This window comes from Clostridium psychrophilum (assembly GCF_018861705.1).
GTDB classification, from domain to species: Bacteria; Bacillota; Clostridia; order Clostridiales; family Clostridiaceae; genus Clostridium_AD; species Clostridium_AD psychrophilum.
Genome location: NZ_JAHLEC010000032.1, coordinates 19,175 through 36,279 on the forward strand (window position 1 = coordinate 19,175; position 17,105 = coordinate 36,279).

Sequence of the window (17,105 nt, forward strand, 5' to 3'; positions counted from 1 at the left end):
TACCACTCTAGTTAGTTTTATTTCTAAAACTCACTTTATGTCCTATTAACGCTAGTGACAAACGATCACCTTACTTAGTTTCAAGTGATAGCTCACAGGGCAAGTTCAAAATCTTGAAATTACCGATTCACAGCTACCTCGGTTCTCTGAAAATTTCTGGAGATTTTTACTACTTCTGTTCAATGCATTTATTAGTATTATTATTAATAGTATTATATAAAATAATAAAATATGTTAATTTAATTATTTTATCTCGTTTGCGATAAGATTTGACATCTCAATGGTTCCAACAGATTTCATCCCTGGTTGCATAATGTCAATTGTTCTATATTTTTTATCTAGAACTTTAGATACTGCAGCTTCAACATCTAGTGCGGCTTTTTCCATATCAAAACTGTATCTAAGCATCATTGAGGCGCTCATTATAGTTGCAATGGGATTTGCTATATCTTTTCCCGCAATATCAGGTGCTGAACCATGTATTGGTTCATATATACCAAGTTTACTGTTACCTAAACTTGCAGAGGGAAGCATGCCAAGAGATCCTGTAAGCATTGAGGCTTCATCACTTAAGATATCACCAAACATATTTTCAGTAAGAATTGTATCAAAACTACTTGGATTACGTATAAGTTGCATCGCGCAACTATCAACTAATTGTACTTCAAAAGTTACATCTGGATAGTTTGTTGCCATTTTAGTAACTATTTCTCTCCAAAGTCTTGAGCTCTCAAGAACGTTAGCCTTATCAACCAATGTAAGCTTTTTATTCCTTTTCATTGCAGTTTCAAAACCAACATGGGCTATTCGCTCTATTTCATAAGTTGAATAAGCCATTGTATCCCATGCCTTTTGTCCACCGCCAACTAGATTTACTCTTGATCTTTCACCAAAATAAATTCCACCTGTTAATTCACGTATAACCATGATATTAATATTATCTTTAAGAATTTCTGGCTTAAGAGCTGAAGCTTCTTTTAATTGTGGAAAGAGAATAGCAGGTCTTAGATTTGCAAAAACCTCAAGTCCTTTTCTGATGCCTAGTAGTCCAGCTTCTGGCCTTGAATTTCCTGGAAGTTTGTCCCATTTTGGGCCACCAACAGAACCAAGTAAGACCGCATCACTATTTTTACAAATGTCTATTGTTTCTTGTGGAAGAGGAACTCCTGTATTGTCTATAGCAATTCCACCCATTAAGACATCAGTATATTGCAAAGGAAAATCATATTTTTTAGATACTACATCTAATACTTTAATTGCACCAAGAACTATTTCTGGCCCAATTCCATCTCCTTTAATTACAGCTATCTTTTTCATTAAACTTCAGTCCTTTCTTTAAGGTAATTTACAAGTCCTTGTGCATTTATAATCTCTTGCATGAATTTTGGAAAAGGTGTTGCTTTATAAGTTTTTCCTTTTGTGTTGTTTGTGATAATTCCAGTAGTTACATCAACTGATACATCATTACCTTCATTAATGTCACGTGCGGCTTCTACGCATTCGAGTATTGGTAAACCAATGTTTATCGAATTCCTGTAGAATATTCTTGCAAAAGTTTCAGCAATAATACAACTAATTCCAACTGTCTTTATTGCGAGAGGTGCATGTTCTCTTGAAGAACCACAACCAAAATTTTTACCAGCAACCATTATGTCACCAGTTTTAACTTTGTTTATAAAATTTTTATCTATATCTTCCATGCAGTGGGATGCAAGCTCAAGTGCATTTGAGGTATTAAGGTATCTTGCAGGAATTATAACATCAGTGTCTACATTATTACCATATTTAATAGCTTTTCCTTTAAACATTACATTACCTCCTCTGGTGAAGAAATTTTCCCTGTTATTGCAGATGCTGCAGCTACAGCTGGACTACAAAGATATACTTCGCTGAGTGGATCTCCCATTCTGCCAACGAAATTCCTGTTTGTAGTAGAAAGAGCTCTTTCACCCTTTGCAAGTACTCCCATATGCCCACCAAGGCAAGGCCCACAAGTTGGGGTACTTACGGCAATTCCAGCTTCTATAAATATTTCAATTAAACCTTCGCGAAGGGCCTGAAGATATATTTTTTGAGTAGCTGGGAAGATTAATGTTCTAATTTTAGGATTAACTGTTTTACCTTTGAAGATACTTGCAGCCATTCTAAGGTCTTCTATTCTTCCATTAGTACAAGAACCAATAACTACTTGATCAATTAATACTTCACCAACTTCATCGATAGTTCGAGTATTGTCTGGAAGGTGAGGGAAAGCTACAGTTGGTTTAATAGTGCTTAAATCAATTTCTATTGTTCTAGAATATTCTGCATTATCGTCAGCTTTATAAACCACAGGGATTTTAGTTGAGTGTTCTTTTACATAATTAAGTGTTTTATCATCAACTTCAAATATTCCATTTTTAGCTCCTGCTTCAATTGCCATATTTGCTATTGTAAACCTGTCATCTATAGATAGATTAGCAAGGCCTGGTCCTGTATATTCCATAGATTGATACAGTGCACCATCTACGCCAATCATTCCTATGATATGAAGGATAATATCTTTACCACAAACCCACTTTTGCATTTTGCCAGTTAATACGAATTTTATTGCTTCAGGAATTTTAAACCAACATTTTCCACTAGCCATTCCTGCAGCCATATCAGTTGAGCCAACTCCAGTTGAAAAAGCACCTAAGGCACCATAAGTACATGTATGAGAATCAGCACCGATTACAACATCACCAGTTACTACAAGTCCTTTTTCTGGTAATAAGGCATGTTCAATACCCATTTGACCTACTTCAAAAAAATTTTTAATTTCCTTTTCATATGCAAATTCACGGATGCATTTACACTGCTCAGCAGATTTAATATCTTTATTAGGGCTAAAATGATCTGGAACAATTGCAATTTTGTTTTTGTCGAAAACCTTATCAACACCCATTTTTCTAAATTCATTTACTGCTACTGGTGTAGTTACATCATTTCCTAAAACTAAATCAAGATTTGCCATAACTAATTGGCCAGCTTTTACTTCTTTTAGTCCAGCGTGTGATGCTAGTATTTTTTGTGTCATCGTCATTCCCATATTAATTCAATCCTCCTTGTTTAGTATTAGTAGACATTTAAACTATGGTTTGTATTTTGATATTATTAGTAAGGTAATAAAAAAGGGGACAAAAAAAACAAACATCTTCACTTGGGGCGAAGAGTTTGTCGCGGTACCACCCATATTTATAACTTAATTTAAGATAACGGTTTAAACCGGTAAGACCTACTCTTAAGTAAGCTTTTAAGTGTATTTACACTTTTAAGTTAAACTTAATTTAAGTCTACAACTCGAGGGTAAGTTTCAACATCTGATTATTTAGGGTTCGCAGCTTTATCCCTTCTCTGGAAAACATCTTGGTGTCTAATCGTCCCTGTCAAAGTATTTAATATATTAGTCGTAATTTTATCAATGAATCAATTACTTGTCAATAGTTCAGTTTTCTAAAAATAGAAAATATTCTATTATAAAACATTGCTCCGAATATTAACTTCTTGCATTGCAAGTCTCATTTGAAAAAATTGCTTGTACCATAATATACTACGAATAATAAAATATGTCAATGTGTCAATAAAAAAAATATTCTGAATTCCGTTGACAATTCATTTTTAAAATGTTACGATACATAAAATGTTTGGTATGATTTACAAATTAACTTGCACTATTTACTCGTGGAAAGGGAGGCGATATCTTGATTTCACATGTATTGTCAATTTTAGTTGACAACAACCCAGGAGTATTAACAAGAGTGTGCTCATTATTTAATAGGCGCGGTTTTAATCTTGACACTGTTTCCTCGGGACATACTGAAGATGAAAAATTAGCTAGAATAACTTTATTAACTAAGGTTAGCGATGATGCGGGCATCGATCAAATAATTAAACAGATAAGAAAATTAGAAGATGTCCACAAAGTTGAGCAATTAGATAATGAAAACTCTGTTTGTAAGCAAATGTTGTTTATAAAGGTTAAAGCAGAAGGTAAGAACAGACAAGAAATTATTAATATTGGAAAAATTTTTAAAGTTGCTATTATAGATGTAACACCAACAACTTTAATAATTCAAATCATAGGAAACAATAGTAAACTATGTGCTTTTGAAAAATTAATTGAAACATTTGGTATTTTGGAAATAGTCGGAAGTGGATTTATTGCAATGCAAAGAGGTTCGGACGCAATAATCTAAAAATATACATAAAAAATTAGGAGGAATTAATAATGGCTAAAATGTATTATGAAAAAGATTGTAACTTAAACAACTTAAAAGGAAAGACGGTTGCGGTAATAGGATATGGTAGTCAAGGACATGCACATGCACTAAACTTAAAAGAGAGTGGTATTGATGTTATTGTTGGTCTTTACGACGGCAGTAAATCTTGGAAAAAAGCTGAAGACGCTGGACTCACAGTTATGACCTCTGCAGAAGCTGCAAAAAAAGCTGACATAATCATGATACTTGTTAATGATGAAAAACAAGCACAATTATATAAAGAAAGTATTGAGCCAAATCTAACAAAAAATAAAGCTTTAGTATTTGCTCATGGTTTTGCAATTCATTTTGGACAAATAGTTCCTCCAGAAGATATAGATGTTTTCCTAATAGCACCAAAGGGTCCAGGACATACTGTTAGAAGTCAATTCTTAGAAGGTAGAGGAGTACCATGTCTTATTGCTATACATCAAGATGCATCAGGACATGCAAAAGAGGTTGCTTTAGCATACGCATTAGGAATAGGCGGAGCAAGAGCTGGCGTTATGGAGACTTCTTTCAAGGAAGAAACTGAAACAGATTTATTTGGAGAACAAGCAGTTCTCTGTGGAGGTGTCTCAGCTCTTATAAAAGCAGGTTTTGAAACTCTTGTAGAAGCTGGTTATCAACCAGAAATGGCATACTTCGAGTGTTGTCATGAAATGAAACTTATCGTAGACTTAATAAACCAAGGTGGTTTAAATATGATGAGATATTCAATAAGTGATACCGCAGAATATGGTGATTATATTACAGGTAAAAAAATAATAACTGCTGATACAAAGAAAGCTATGAAAGGTGTACTCACAGATATTCAATCAGGAGTTTTTGCAAAAAATTGGCTTCTTGAAACTCAAGTTGGAAAACCATCTTTTTATGCAACAAAGAGAATAGAAAGTGAACATCAAATAGAAACAGTTGGTAAAGAACTTAGAAAAATGATGTCTTGGTTAAAAAAATAGTACTAGTTTAGTACCTACAATATAATTATATAAAATTAAAATAGTGATACTATTTAGAGAACCAAGTTCTAAGAAAATAAAATTGAACTTGGTTCTCTTTGTTATCTAAACTAGGGGGGGATTAGCATTAAATATAAAGGTGCAAGAATTCTACTAGAATGCCTTAAAGAACAAGAAGTAGATACTATTTTTGGATATCCAGGTGGAAGTGTTATAAATATATATGATGAGCTTTATTCTTTTGATTCAATAAATCATATATTAGTTTCTCATGAACAGGGGGCAGCTCATGCAGCTGACGGGTATGCTAGGTCAACTGGGAAAGTAGGTGTCTGCCTTGCAACATCTGGACCTGGTGCAACAAATCTTGTAACTGGTATTGCAACTGCATATATGGATTCTGTTCCTATGGTTGTAATTACAGGTCAAGTAGCAACGCCACTTATAGGTAAGGATGCATTTCAAGAAGTTGATATAATAGGCATAACAATGCCTATCACAAAGCATAGTTTTTTAGTGAAAAGGATAGAGGATTTAGCTCCTGCAATAAGGAGAGCTTTTAAAATTGCTAAAACTGGAAGACCAGGACCTGTACTCGTGGATATACCAAAAGACATAACTGGGATAGAAGGTGAATATTTTCCGCAAATTCCTGCGATTATTGAGCGAAAAGATGTTAATGATAGTGAAATTAATGATGCTATTTCTGAAATTAGAGGATCAATAAAGCCAATAATTGTTGTTGGCGGTGGATGTAACATATCGGATGCACAGGAAGTTTTAATTGAACTTCAGGATAAATTAAAATGTCCAGTATGTAGTACTATGATGGGGCTCGGTGCTTTTAGTGGATTACATCCCATGTATACAGGAATGCTTGGCATGCATGGAACATTTGCGTCTAATAGATGTATAACTTCTAGTGATTTAATTATTGCAATTGGTGCTAGATTTAGTGACAGAGTTATCAGTGATCCTATATCATTTGTAGCAAATACTAAGATTATTCATATAGATATAGATGAAGCAGAGATTTCAAAAAATATCAAAGTGGATAGCTTTATAATTGGAAATGTAGAAGATGCCTTAAAAAGTTTATTAAAAAAGCTTCCAGAGAGAGAAGAAAACGATTGGACAGTATTTGCAAAAAAATTAATTAAAAAAGACAAGGAAAAAGTTATAAAAGTAAATGAATTAGAAACTGTAAATCCACTTTATGTAATTAAGAAACTTTATGAAATTACAGGAGGTAATGCTATAATAACTACTGAGGTAGGTCAAAATCAAATTTGGGCAACTCAAGCATTTATATACACCAAACCAAGAACTTTTATTAGTTCTGGAGGACTTGGTACTATGGGATATGGTTTGGGGGCTGCAATAGGTGCAAGTATAGGAAAGAAAGAGATGGTTTTTGATATTGCAGGGGATGGTAGTTTTAGGATGAACCTTAATGAACTTGGGACTGTTTCCAGATATAATATACCTGTTAAAATAATATTATTAAACAATGGAGTTTTAGGCATGGTAAGGCAGTGGCAAAACTTGTTTTATTCAAAACGGTTTTCAAATACTATACTTGAGCAAAGTACTGACTTTGTAAAAATTGCCGAGGGTTTTGGAGTTAAAGGTATCAGAGTTGAGAATAATGGTCAGGTCGCAGATGCATTAAAAGAAGCAATAGATTGGGATGGACCAGTTGTAATTGACTTCAGAGTTGCAGCAGATGAAATGGCATCACCTATGGTTCCGCCAGGTGCAAGTATTGAAATGATGGTTGAGGTATAGTTTAAGTACTATACCTTATTTTTATTATAATAAAATCACCAAATGTTATATTAGGAGGGTTATATGAAAATAGTAGTATTAGATGGTTTTACTTTAAACCCAGGGGATTTATCTTGGAAAGGTCTTGAAAAGTTAGGAAACCTAACAGTTTATGACAGAACAAAAGACGAGGAAATTTTAAAAAGAGCAAGTGATTATGAAATAGTTTTTACTAATAAAACACCATTAAGTATGGAAACTTTGAAAAAGTTACCTAAGCTCAAATATATTGGGGTTCTTGCGACAGGTTACAATGTGGTGGATGTAGCTGAGGCTAAGAAATTAGGTATAATTGTAACTAATATTCCATCTTATGGCACTGCGGCTGTTTCTCAGTTTGTATTTGCACTCCTACTAGAGATTTGCCATCATGTAGGAAAGCACAATGAAGCAGTTAAAGAAGGCGATTGGACAAATAGCAATGATTTTTGTTTATGGAATTATCCACTAACAGAACTAGATGGTAAAACGATGGGTATTATTGGTATGGGAAGGATAGGCAAGGCAACTGCAAAAATTGCACAAGCATTTGGTATGTCTATTTTAGCATACAATCCATCGAAGGATAATTCATTAAAATCTGATACTTTTAAATATGTTGAATTAGACCAGTTGTTTGCACAATCAGATGTTGTAAATTTACATTGCCCTTTGTTTGAGAAAACTAAGGGGATAATCAATAAAGAGTCAATTAATAAGATGAAAGATGGTGTTATAATTATAAACACATCTAGAGGTCCTTTAATTGTTGAACAAGATCTAGCAGAGGCACTAAACAGTGGAAAAGTTGCTGGTGCAGCAGTAGATGTTATGTCCTCTGAGCCTCCTAAAATGGATAATCCACTTATGTCCGCAAAAAACTGTGTAATTACTCCACATATTGCGTGGGCACCAATAGAATCTAGAAAGCGACTTATGGATATAGCTGTAGATAACTTAGTGAAATTTATAAATAAAACACCTATAAATATAGTGAAATAATTGAAAATAGTTTTTAGGGATATCTAATCATAAAATGATAAGATATCCCTAAAGTTATTATATTTAGTAATTAATTAAGAAATTTATGAATCGTCTCTTAATATATTGAGATCTTTACCTTGCATTATTTTGTTCATAGTTCTTGCAGAACACATTTTGCCACACATTGTGCAACTATCAGCATTTTCTGGCATGGATTCTTTCCTATATCTTATAGCTTTTTTAGAATCTATTGCAAGTTCAAACATTCTCTTCCAATTAAGAGCTTGTCTTGCAGTACTCATTTCATTATCCCAATCACGGCTACCTGGAATATGTTTACCTATATCACCAGCATGAGCTGCAATTTTACATGCAATAATACCCTCGCGTACATCATCGACATTCGGAAGTCTTAGATGTTCTGCTGGAGTAACATAACAAAGAAAATCAGCTCCACAACTTGCAGCTAAAGCTCCTCCTATTGCACTTGTAATATGATCATATCCTGGAGCAATATCTGTAACTAGTGGTCCTAAAATATAAAAAGGTGCACCATGAGTTAATTTTTTTGCGAGTAGCACATTTGCCTTAATTTCATCTATTGCCATATGGCCTGGTCCTTCTATTATAACTTGTACATTCTTTTCCCAAGCTCTCAAGGTTAATTCGCCAAGTACCATTAATTCATGAATTTGACAAGCATCAGTAGCATCATTAATGCATCCTGGCCTACAAGCATCGCCAAGACTTATTGTTAAGTCATATTTTTGACATATTTCTAGTATTTCATCAAAATGTTCATAAAAAGGATTTTCTTTTTTGTTTAATTCCATCCAAGCATATAAAAGAGATCCGCCTCTTGATACAATTTGAGTTATTCTTTTATTTCTTTTAAATACATTTGCAGTTGCGGTGTTTAAACCAGCATGAATTGTTACAAAGTCAACTCCATCTTTTGCATGTTTTTCTACAACGTCTATTAATTCTTGAGATGTAATATCTTGTAACTCTTTATCATAAAAGCCTAAAGCATCGTATATTGGAACAGTACCTATCATAGCAGTTGAGTCAGAAATAAGTCTTTTTCTAAATTCTTCAGTTTTACCAAAGGAACTTAAATCCATAACAGCTTCAGCTTTCATATCTATGGATAATTGTACTTTTTTCATTTCTTCATCAATATCACAGCAATCTTTTGAAATACCTAGGTTTACATTGATTTTTGTTTTTAAGCCTTCACCAACGCCCTCTGGATTTAATATTTTATGGTTTTTATTAGCAGGGATTACAACTACACCTCTTGCTATTTTTTCTCTTAAAATTTCTACGGGCATGTTTTCTTTTTTTGAGACTATTTCCATTTCTTTGGTTATAATTCCTCTTTTTGCAGCATCCATTTGAGTTGTATACGTCATTTTATAATCTCCTTTACATATGTGTTATATTTTGGTATAAAAAAAAGCAAGCTCATAAAGAGCTTGCAACAAAATAGCGTTGTGATAAACTCCCTACGTTGGAATTACCCAATTCAGGTTATGAGGGTCAGTGATAATATCTCTTTCTCAGCTCATAAATGAGCTCCCCTTGTTTAATTTATTTAATTATTATTTGTCTTAAGTATATTAGTAAAACAAGCTTGTGTAAAGTCTTTTTTAAATTTTCAACATTATAAGTGTATGGGTACACTACCAAAACACAATAAATATATGTTATACTCTGCCTAATAAATAATTCTTAGGGAGGTTTTTTATGGAAAGATATGAAATAAATAAAAACTTAGCTCAAATGTTAAAGGGTGGAGTAATCATGGATGTGGTCAATGTTGAGCAGGCAATAATTGCAGAAAAATCGGGTGCATGCGCAGTAATGGCACTTGAGAGAGTCCCATCAGATATTAGAAAAGAAGGTGGAGTTGCTAGAATGTCCGATCCACGAATGATTAAAGAAATAAAGGAAGCTGTGAGTATTCCAGTTATGGCTAAAGGTAGGATAGGTCATTTTGTAGAAGCACAAATTCTTCAGGAAATAGGAGTAGATTTTATTGATGAAAGTGAAGTCTTAACACCAGCAGATGAACAGTATCATATAAACAAATGGGATTTTAAAGTTCCATATGTTTGTGGAGCAAGAAATCTAGGAGAAGCATTAAGGAGAATTGGTGAAGGCGCAGCAATGATAAGAACAAAGGGTGAGGCAGGCACAGGAAATGTAGTAGAAGCTGTTAGGCACATGAGATGTATAATGGATGAAATTCGAAAAGTAAAAAATGCTCCAAAAGAAGAGTTAATGACAATAGCCAAAGAGTTTGGTGCTCCAATTAATTTAATTGAATATGTACAGGAAAATGGTAAACTTCCAGTAGTAAATTTTGCTGCAGGTGGAATAGCCACTCCAGCAGATGCAGCACTCATGATGCAACTTGGAGCAGAAGGAGTTTTTGTAGGTTCAGGAATTTTCAAAGCAGAAAATCCAGAGGCAAGGGCAAAAGCAATAGTACTCGCAACTACATATTATAATGATCCTAAGGTTGTAGCAAAAGTTTCAGAGAATCTTGGAGAAGCAATGAGCGGCCTCGAGATAAGTGAAATTAAAGAGAAGTTTGCAGAAAGAGGTTGGTAAAATTGAAAATAGGGGTTTTATCTCTTCAGGGTGGAGTTATCGAGCATATAAATCATATTACAAAACTTGGCCATGTTGGGGTAGAAATTAAGAAACTTGAAGATATGAATGGGATAGATGGAATAATCCTTCCTGGTGGTGAGAGCACAACAATAGGCAAACTTTTAAGAGAAACAAAAATGCTTATACCTTTAAGAGATAGAATTCTTTCGGGGTTGCCTGTGTGGGGAACTTGTGCTGGTATGATATTACTTGCTAAATATATCGAGGGTATTGACCAGGAATATCTTAAAGTTATGGACATAAAAGTAAGAAGAAATGCTTATGGAAGTCAAATAGATTCATTTAAAAAGAATGTTGTGATTAATGAAATTTCAAGTGAACCTATACCATTAGTGTTTATTCGAGGTCCATTAATTACTGAAATATATAATGATGCTAAAGTTATATGCAAGGCCTACGGTAATATTGTAGCAGCAAAACAAAACAATATGTTTGCTACGTCTTTTCATCCGGAACTTACTGACAACTTAGAAGTTCATAAATATTTTTTGAATATGTGCAGGTAAAAAGGTATTTTAAAGTTTATTATCAAATAATGTAAATAAATTGTAACATAAGGTTAATTTAGCATATTATATAATGTAGACAAGTCTACAAAGTGTGATAGGGAGGCGATTAACAATGTTTGCTCCTTTTATAATATGCTTAAGAGAAGGCATAGAAATTTTCTTGGTTATTATTCCTTTAGTAGTTTATTTTAACAAAAACAAACTATATGGGATGACTAAGAGTGCATTGCTAGGTGGCGCTTTAGGAACTTTTATCGCAGCTATAACTGGTTCTATAATATTCTCACAAGTTGCTTTATTAGATGGGCCTGCAGGAGAATTATTTGATGGGCTTTTGGGGATAGTATTGGCTGGCTTAGTATTATACAGTGTAGTGCTTTTAAGAAAGAATAAATCTTTTAATACAACTGCAAATCAACAATTTGTTTCATTAAGTCAAAAAGGAGTATTTATTCTTTCAGCTATAACATTTTTTAGAGAATTGTTAGAAGTAACATTATTTATTTTAACTGGTGCTACAACTGGTAATCCAATGCTAATAGCAGGTTTATCCGTATTAGGACTGGTGAGTGCAGCTATAATTGTTTATGTTGTAGCTAGAGGGTTTGCGAGGCTTAATATAAGTGTATTATTTTACATCTTGAATCTATTCTTAATTGGACTTGGTGCATACTACTTTGGTGATGGTTTAGAAGTATTATTTGGTAAATATGTTCCTGAAATCTTTAAAATGGGCATATTAGTGTATGCAGTTCCTAGTTACTATTTAATGATAAAAAATGACTTGAAAAAATATATTAACTCAAATATGATAAAATAAAATATTTTTATAAATTAATATTATTCCCATACAATTTATTTTCAACAAAGTTTGAAAATGGATTGTATGGGATGTTTATTTTAAAAATATTTTAGGAACATATAATGATATTTGATTTCTTTGTGATTACAAAGAAGGAGGTTTGTATTATATATAGAATATATTATATAATACAACGTTGAGTTTTTATGTAAAATAAGGATAATTTTACTTGAAAGAAAAGCAATTATTTTAACGACATTTCAGAAGGAAAGTCTCCCACTTCTATAAGTAGGAGTTACATACCTTAACAAATAGAAAACTTCAGTGGGAGTATAAATTTCCTTCAGAAGTCGTTAATGCATCTTCTACGAAGATGCTGCAGCTCCGCAGGAGATGATTTAATGGTAATTTATATGGTTTTAAGTATAACAAGTGAAAATGATATTGTATTTATCAATATCATATTGATAAATATTATCAAGCGCTTAAAATACATATTTATATTAGTATTTCTGCAATCCTAATAGGTATTATAATAGCAGTGCCTTTAGGTATTTTATGTTATAAATGCACAAAAGTATCACAGCCTATTATGAATTTATTTAATTTTTTTCGAATCATTCCAAGCCTTGCAGTATTAGTTTTAGTTATGCCTATAATTGGAACTGGCTTCTTTCCAGCATTACTTGCACTTGTGATTTTAGCTATACCACCTATACTTATTAATACCTATTTAGGAATAAATAATATTGATGGATCGATAGAAAGTGCGAAAGGTATGGGGATGGATTATAAGAGAATGCTTCGCACAATTGAAATTCCTTTGGCAATGCCACTTATTATTACAGGGGTTAGAACCTCGGCAGTTGAAGTAATTGCTAGTGCTACCTTAGCTTCATATATTGGAGCAGGGGGCTTGGAGATTTTATTTTTACAGGTCTTGGTATGAACGATCCTAGAATATTAATAATAGGTGGGGCTTCAGTTGCATTGCTTTCGGTAACAGTGGAAATGTTGTTATTTACATTCCAACAAAGAATTACAAAATATCAAAGAGATTAAAAATATTATTATTGGAGAGTGAATAATTATGAATAAAAGACTAAAGAGTATAGTTATAGTTTCAGTACTCGCGACTTTGGTTGCAGTTTCAGGGTTAACAGGTTGTTCTAAAAAGAGTGCGCCAACGACCGATTCTAAAACAGCAGTTGTAAAAAGTAAGCCTACAATTAAAATTGGTTCAAAAGATTTTACTGAATCTTTAATTTTATCTGAATTATATACTATTGCCTTAGAACAAAAGGGATACAAAGTTGAAAGAAAATTTAATCTTAGTAGTGCAGTAGTCAATACTTCACTTGTAAATGGTGACATTGATTTTTACCCAGAATATACTGGTACAGCACTGATTTCCATATTAAAGGAGCAACCAAGGTTTGATTCAAAAGAAGTTTATGATGAGGTTGCAGCAAAATACAAGGAGAAGTTTAAATTAATATGGCTTGAACCATCGGTTGCAAATGATGGACAAGGACTAGTAATTTCTAAAAAAGCATCTTCTAAGTATAATATTCACACTATAACAGATCTTCAAAAGAACGCAGGGAAAATAAGATTTGCATCTCAAGGTCAATTTAATGAAAGAGCAGATGGAATGCAATCATTAGTAAAGACTTATGGGGCATTTAAATTTAAAAATGAAAAAATATATGATAATGGACTTAAGTATGATGTAATTCATAATGATAAGGCAGATCTTGCTGTAGCATATACAACTGAAGGACAATTAAATAAAGATGAATTTGTGTTGCTTCAAGACGATAAGAATGCATGGCCACCATATAATATAGCACCAGTTATAAGGCAGAGTATTTTGGAGGCGAATCTTGAAGTAAAGGCTATTTTAAATAATGTTACAAGAAAAATTGATAATAAAACAATAATAAAATTGAACTATGAAGTAGATGTAAACAAAAAAGAATATACGCAGGTAGCTAAAAATTTTTTTAATACACAATTAACGAAATAGAATAAGTGCATAAAGAAAGGAGGATAAATAGAATTTATGATATAAGTTCTGGAGAAATATTATTTTTTGGAGAAAATATAAAAAAACTTTCTGCAGAAAAGCATACACAAAAAATTGGCTATGTAATTCAACAAATTGGTCTCTTTCCTCATATGACAGTTGGAGAAAATATTGCAACGGTTCCTAATATATTAAAGTAGAATAAGAAAGACGTAGCACAAAGAGTTGATACATTGATGGTTTTAGTGAAAATACCTGCTAAGGATTTCAAAAAAAGATATCCAAGGCAATTGTCTGGAGGCCAGCAACAAAGAGTTGGACTTGCTAGAGCAATGGCTGCTGACCCTCAAATAATGCTTATGGATGAGCCTTTTGGAGCACTAGATGCTATAACTAGAGTGAACCTTCAAGACGAACTTGTAAAGATTCAAAAAAACTTAACAAAACTATTATTTTTGTAACTCATGATGTTAGTGAGGCTTTTAAATTAGGAGACAAAATAATTATTATGGATAAAGGAAAAATCCAACAATTTGATACTGCTTACAATATATTGTTTCATCCAGCCAATGAATTTGTTTCACGGTTGGTTTCGTCTGAGGACATTCTTCAAAAACTTAAGGTTATACATGCAGATGATGTAATGATTCCTTTCGATTTAGAACCAAATAAAGGGGACATAATAGTAAAAGAAAATGAAGATTTGAAGCATTTATTAACATATTTTTTAACGAAAAACATTGATTGTTTGATTGTTGAGAATGACAATCACGATATCGTTGGCAAAATAACATTGCAAAAATATATGTTGACATTTAAAAAAGTGACTATAAAATTTTATAGTCACTTTTTGTATTTAAAACTTATATTAAGTAGCTGGTTGTAGTATAACAAGCTCATTTCCTTTTTTGGTATCTAGCCAATTAAGAACTAAACATGAATCTAATTTTGGGTCATACATATTAACGGCCTCATCACTCATAAACATTTTAAGGTTAAAGGCTGCATATATAAAAGCTGCCTTTTTTTTATTGATGCTTGTGTATTTTCTCATATTAATCAATCCAGAGGCTGTGCCTGCTAGATTAAAAGATGGATCATAAAGACTGTTACGACTATCAGAAACAATTAGTTTAACATTCTCACGGAGTTTTGAAACTAGTTGTCTTACAAGGCTCATGCCACGTCCTTGAGGGAGATCTACTTCAATTATTCCATAGCTTAAGCTTTCACATACTTTACTCCATAATTCTCGATCACATTCTTTATCAATCTCTAAGCAATCTCCAAGGGTTATTGATTCAAGGTATCTTAAATCATGGAACACATTACAATCTTCTATCAAATCACAAAAATCTATTATAACAGGTTTATCTTCTGTAATTATAATATTATCTCCTTGAAAATCACCATGTGCATATGCTGTAAGACACACCACCTTTAAATTATCCCACACATTTTCATCGTTAAAATAATAATATGGGTTAGGTAGTAATATGTTTGTTCCATCTAAAGATATCCATTTTATATTTTTGTCTACTCCTATTGATTCAAAGGCTTGTACATATTTACTATCCATATATCTATATGAAAGTTCATTTTTGACTATTTCTACAGGAGAGATGTATTTTTTAACATGTTCTTTATTCCAAGTGAATAAAAACTTGGTTATAGCTGATATTATATTACTTTTAAGCTCGTCTTCATTTAAAATTTTATCTAAAAATGTTTCACTATTATATATATCATCCCCTGCTAAATCATATAAGTTAACATATAATATTGCCTTGCTTTTATCATGAATTTTATAACTAGATATAAGTTTAGCGATATATTTCTGCATATTGTTTTTTGAAGCTTGTTCATAGGCTTTTTGAAATACTTCTCCTTCGTTGTTTTTAGTTACCTTTAAGATACCAACCCTATTAGCAGATCCATATTCAACCATGAATACTCCTGCTTCAGACCTTCCACTTTTAAATGTTTTTAGAACATGAAAAGGAGCAATTTTATCTTTAGAATCTTCACCAATTTTATTGATTTGATTTATTACATCTGCAATTTTCATAGGTTATATTAGCTTGTATTAGTACTAAAAGTACCAAACTCACTAAATCATCACTTCCTTTTTCTTATACTCTTTTTAAAAAAACTTAATTAAATATATTATATTATAATCACTAAGAATACACAAATTATTAGTGACTATAATTTAAAATTAATGAGTTGTTATTTATATTGGAAATATTAGTAAGAAGAAGAAACATGTATGTACCTTCTGTAATTTTATATTATTAAAAATAGGAAGACAAAATTAGTACAATAAATTTTAAAATTGTATACCTTAAGTATAAAAGCAGAGTCGATTAGAAGTATCAACTCTGTTTTTATGTTATTAATTTTATTAATGACAGTCATGTTTATGCTTATGGTGATGATGATGTTTATGATGATGGTGATGGTGGTGATGCTTATGATGATTATGATGTTTTTTTTCACACTTTGACATAACATAGCTCCTTATCATTGGTCAATATATGATATGTATGTTAATTCAATATGACACTAAATGTATGTTATATCTTATACTCCGCACAATGTATTACAAAAGGCCTACATTTATTTTCAGAGCTTTTTTACTGGATTTTTATTAAAAACAGTACCTTTAAATATTTTTCAAATGTATCTGTACAAAATTCTTTAAGGCGTAGCCTATAAAATTAATACCTTAAAATCAAAACAATATTTTATTAGTAATGCTAAACATGAAAATATTCTTTATATTTATTCATTCCAACAAAATACTTTCTCAGGTATACCCAGATATTGTAACAACTTCTTATGACTTTCCGAGATTGGATGAGCTAAAGAGCGATATTTCTTACCTTCAAACGAAACCACCTTAACACCTAGCCCGGTGTTAAAAAATCTTAATATAGCTGTTGATTTACACTTTATCTTATCCTAAGTTTTACAAATTAATTTATCTAGTTAAATCATGGATTTGCACATATATTTATCCGATTTACATAATAATTTAACCGGAATTTA

The 17,105-nt window shown here is 32.1% G+C and carries 15 protein-coding genes, 1 pseudogene, 1 riboswitch and 2 other annotated features (1 of these 19 cut by a window edge); of the genes and pseudogenes, 11 read left to right on the forward strand and 5 right to left on the reverse strand.

The genetic code is table 11. The features are described 5' to 3' along the window. Positions 1-192, reverse strand: a binding site (T-box leader) (it extends 26 nt beyond the left edge of the window). A gap of 51 nt (positions 193-243) precedes the next feature. The 3 genes from leuB to leuC are packed head-to-tail and all read right to left on the reverse strand — an operon-like array spanning position 244 to position 3,076. Next, a complete protein-coding gene (gene leuB, locus KPL38_RS08920) occupies positions 244-1,317 on the reverse strand; it encodes a 3-isopropylmalate dehydrogenase (protein WP_216288793.1) in 1,074 nt (357 codons plus the stop codon). Then, complete coding sequence (leuD, locus tag KPL38_RS08925; RefSeq protein WP_216288794.1) at positions 1,317-1,808, reverse strand: 3-isopropylmalate dehydratase small subunit; 492 nt, start codon at positions 1,806-1,808, stop codon at positions 1,317-1,319. Before leuD ends, leuB begins: the two co-directional genes overlap by 1 nt. Beyond that, positions 1,808-3,076, reverse strand: coding sequence for a 3-isopropylmalate dehydratase large subunit (gene leuC / locus KPL38_RS08930; RefSeq protein ID WP_512699146.1), 1,269 nt, complete (start codon positions 3,074-3,076; stop codon positions 1,808-1,810). The genes leuD and leuC overlap by 1 nt, the downstream gene beginning before the upstream one ends. A gap of 103 nt (positions 3,077-3,179) precedes the next feature. Continuing rightward, positions 3,180-3,420, reverse strand: a binding site (T-box leader). A gap of 302 nt (positions 3,421-3,722) precedes the next feature. On the opposite strand from leuC, the gene ilvN reads away from it, so the two are divergent. The 4 genes from ilvN (at position 3,723) to KPL38_RS08950 (ending at position 8,050) form a co-directional block, all read left to right on the forward strand. Then, positions 3,723-4,217 (forward strand): acetolactate synthase small subunit, encoded by a 495-nt coding sequence (gene ilvN / locus KPL38_RS08935; protein WP_216288796.1) that lies wholly within the window; start codon positions 3,723-3,725, stop codon positions 4,215-4,217. Positions 4,218-4,249: 32 nt separating this feature from the next. After that, positions 4,250-5,242, forward strand: a complete 993-nt coding sequence (ilvC, locus tag KPL38_RS08940) for a ketol-acid reductoisomerase (protein WP_216288797.1) — start codon at positions 4,250-4,252, stop codon at positions 5,240-5,242. Between the two features lie 126 nt (positions 5,243-5,368). Then, positions 5,369-7,030 (forward strand): biosynthetic-type acetolactate synthase large subunit, encoded by a 1,662-nt coding sequence (ilvB, locus tag KPL38_RS08945; protein WP_216288805.1) that lies wholly within the window; start codon positions 5,369-5,371, stop codon positions 7,028-7,030. Between the two features lie 63 nt (positions 7,031-7,093). Then, entirely contained in the window at positions 7,094-8,050 is a 957-nt protein-coding gene (locus KPL38_RS08950; RefSeq protein WP_216288798.1) for a D-2-hydroxyacid dehydrogenase, read from the forward strand. Positions 8,051-8,133: 83 nt separating this feature from the next. On the opposite strand, the gene thiC is transcribed toward KPL38_RS08950, so the two are convergent. After that, positions 8,134-9,447, reverse strand: coding sequence for a phosphomethylpyrimidine synthase ThiC (thiC, locus tag KPL38_RS08955; protein ID WP_216288799.1), 1,314 nt, complete (start codon positions 9,445-9,447; stop codon positions 8,134-8,136). A gap of 74 nt (positions 9,448-9,521) precedes the next feature. Then, positions 9,522-9,627: riboswitch (TPP riboswitch) on the reverse strand. A gap of 154 nt (positions 9,628-9,781) precedes the next feature. Between thiC and pdxS the strand changes: the two genes are divergently transcribed. The 7 genes and pseudogenes from pdxS to KPL38_RS19650 all read left to right on the forward strand — a co-directional run bounded on the left by pdxS (position 9,782) and on the right by KPL38_RS19650 (position 14,940). After that, the gene (gene pdxS / locus KPL38_RS08960; protein WP_216288800.1) at positions 9,782-10,651 is read left to right on the forward strand and encodes a pyridoxal 5'-phosphate synthase lyase subunit PdxS; all 870 of its coding nucleotides are present in this window, start codon (positions 9,782-9,784) and stop codon (positions 10,649-10,651) included. Positions 10,652-10,653: 2 nt separating this feature from the next. Further along, positions 10,654-11,220 carry a pyridoxal 5'-phosphate synthase glutaminase subunit PdxT gene (pdxT, locus tag KPL38_RS08965; RefSeq protein ID WP_216288801.1) on the forward strand — a complete coding sequence of 189 codons (567 nt, stop codon included), beginning with the start codon at positions 10,654-10,656 and terminating at the stop codon, positions 11,218-11,220. A gap of 115 nt (positions 11,221-11,335) precedes the next feature. Beyond that, positions 11,336-12,043: an FTR1 family protein gene (locus KPL38_RS08970; protein WP_216288802.1), complete on the forward strand. Its 708-nt coding sequence runs from the start codon at positions 11,336-11,338 to the stop codon at positions 12,041-12,043. A 523-nt stretch (positions 12,044-12,566) separates the two neighbouring features. Then, positions 12,567-12,974, forward strand: a complete 408-nt coding sequence (locus KPL38_RS19640; protein ID WP_312884182.1) for an ABC transporter permease — start codon at positions 12,567-12,569, stop codon at positions 12,972-12,974. A gap of 141 nt (positions 12,975-13,115) precedes the next feature. Further along, complete coding sequence (locus KPL38_RS08980; protein ID WP_216288803.1) at positions 13,116-14,054, forward strand: glycine betaine ABC transporter substrate-binding protein; 939 nt, start codon at positions 13,116-13,118, stop codon at positions 14,052-14,054. Positions 14,055-14,059: 5 nt separating this feature from the next. After that, positions 14,060-14,515 (forward strand): annotated as a pseudogene (locus KPL38_RS19645) (ATP-binding cassette domain-containing protein). Between the two features lie 47 nt (positions 14,516-14,562). Continuing rightward, the gene (locus KPL38_RS19650) at positions 14,563-14,940 is read left to right on the forward strand and encodes a CBS domain-containing protein (RefSeq protein ID WP_246577888.1); all 378 of its coding nucleotides are present in this window, start codon (positions 14,563-14,565) and stop codon (positions 14,938-14,940) included. Here the strand turns inward: KPL38_RS19650 and KPL38_RS08990 are convergent. Beyond that, complete coding sequence (locus tag KPL38_RS08990) at positions 14,923-16,122, reverse strand: hypothetical protein (protein ID WP_216288804.1); 1,200 nt, start codon at positions 16,120-16,122, stop codon at positions 14,923-14,925. The two genes, KPL38_RS19650 and KPL38_RS08990, sit on opposite strands and share 18 nt — an antisense overlap. Positions 16,123-17,105 lie beyond the last annotated feature (983 nt).

Excerpts from the sequence above, each read along its gene's own strand:
- KPL38_RS08970 (WP_216288802.1), top strand. The coding sequence starts at position 11,336 with ATGTTTGCTCCTTTTATAATATGCTTAAGAGAAGGCATAGAAATTTTC.
- ilvC (WP_216288797.1), top strand. The coding sequence starts at position 4,250 with ATGGCTAAAATGTATTATGAAAAAGATTGTAACTTAAACAACTTAAAA.
- leuB (WP_216288793.1), bottom strand. The coding sequence starts at position 1,317 with ATGAAAAAGATAGCTGTAATTAAAGGAGATGGAATTGGGCCAGAAATA.
- KPL38_RS08990 (WP_216288804.1), bottom strand. The coding sequence starts at position 16,122 with ATGAAAATTGCAGATGTAATAAATCAAATCAATAAAATTGGTGAAGAT.
- KPL38_RS08980 (WP_216288803.1), top strand. The coding sequence starts at position 13,116 with ATGAATAAAAGACTAAAGAGTATAGTTATAGTTTCAGTACTCGCGACT.
- KPL38_RS19650 (WP_246577888.1), top strand. The coding sequence starts at position 14,563 with ATGGATAAAGGAAAAATCCAACAATTTGATACTGCTTACAATATATTG.
- thiC (WP_216288799.1), bottom strand. The coding sequence starts at position 9,447 with ATGACGTATACAACTCAAATGGATGCTGCAAAAAGAGGAATTATAACC.
- KPL38_RS08950 (WP_216288798.1), top strand. The coding sequence starts at position 7,094 with ATGAAAATAGTAGTATTAGATGGTTTTACTTTAAACCCAGGGGATTTA.
- pdxS (WP_216288800.1), top strand. The coding sequence starts at position 9,782 with ATGGAAAGATATGAAATAAATAAAAACTTAGCTCAAATGTTAAAGGGT.
- leuD (WP_216288794.1), bottom strand. The coding sequence starts at position 1,808 with ATGTTTAAAGGAAAAGCTATTAAATATGGTAATAATGTAGACACTGAT.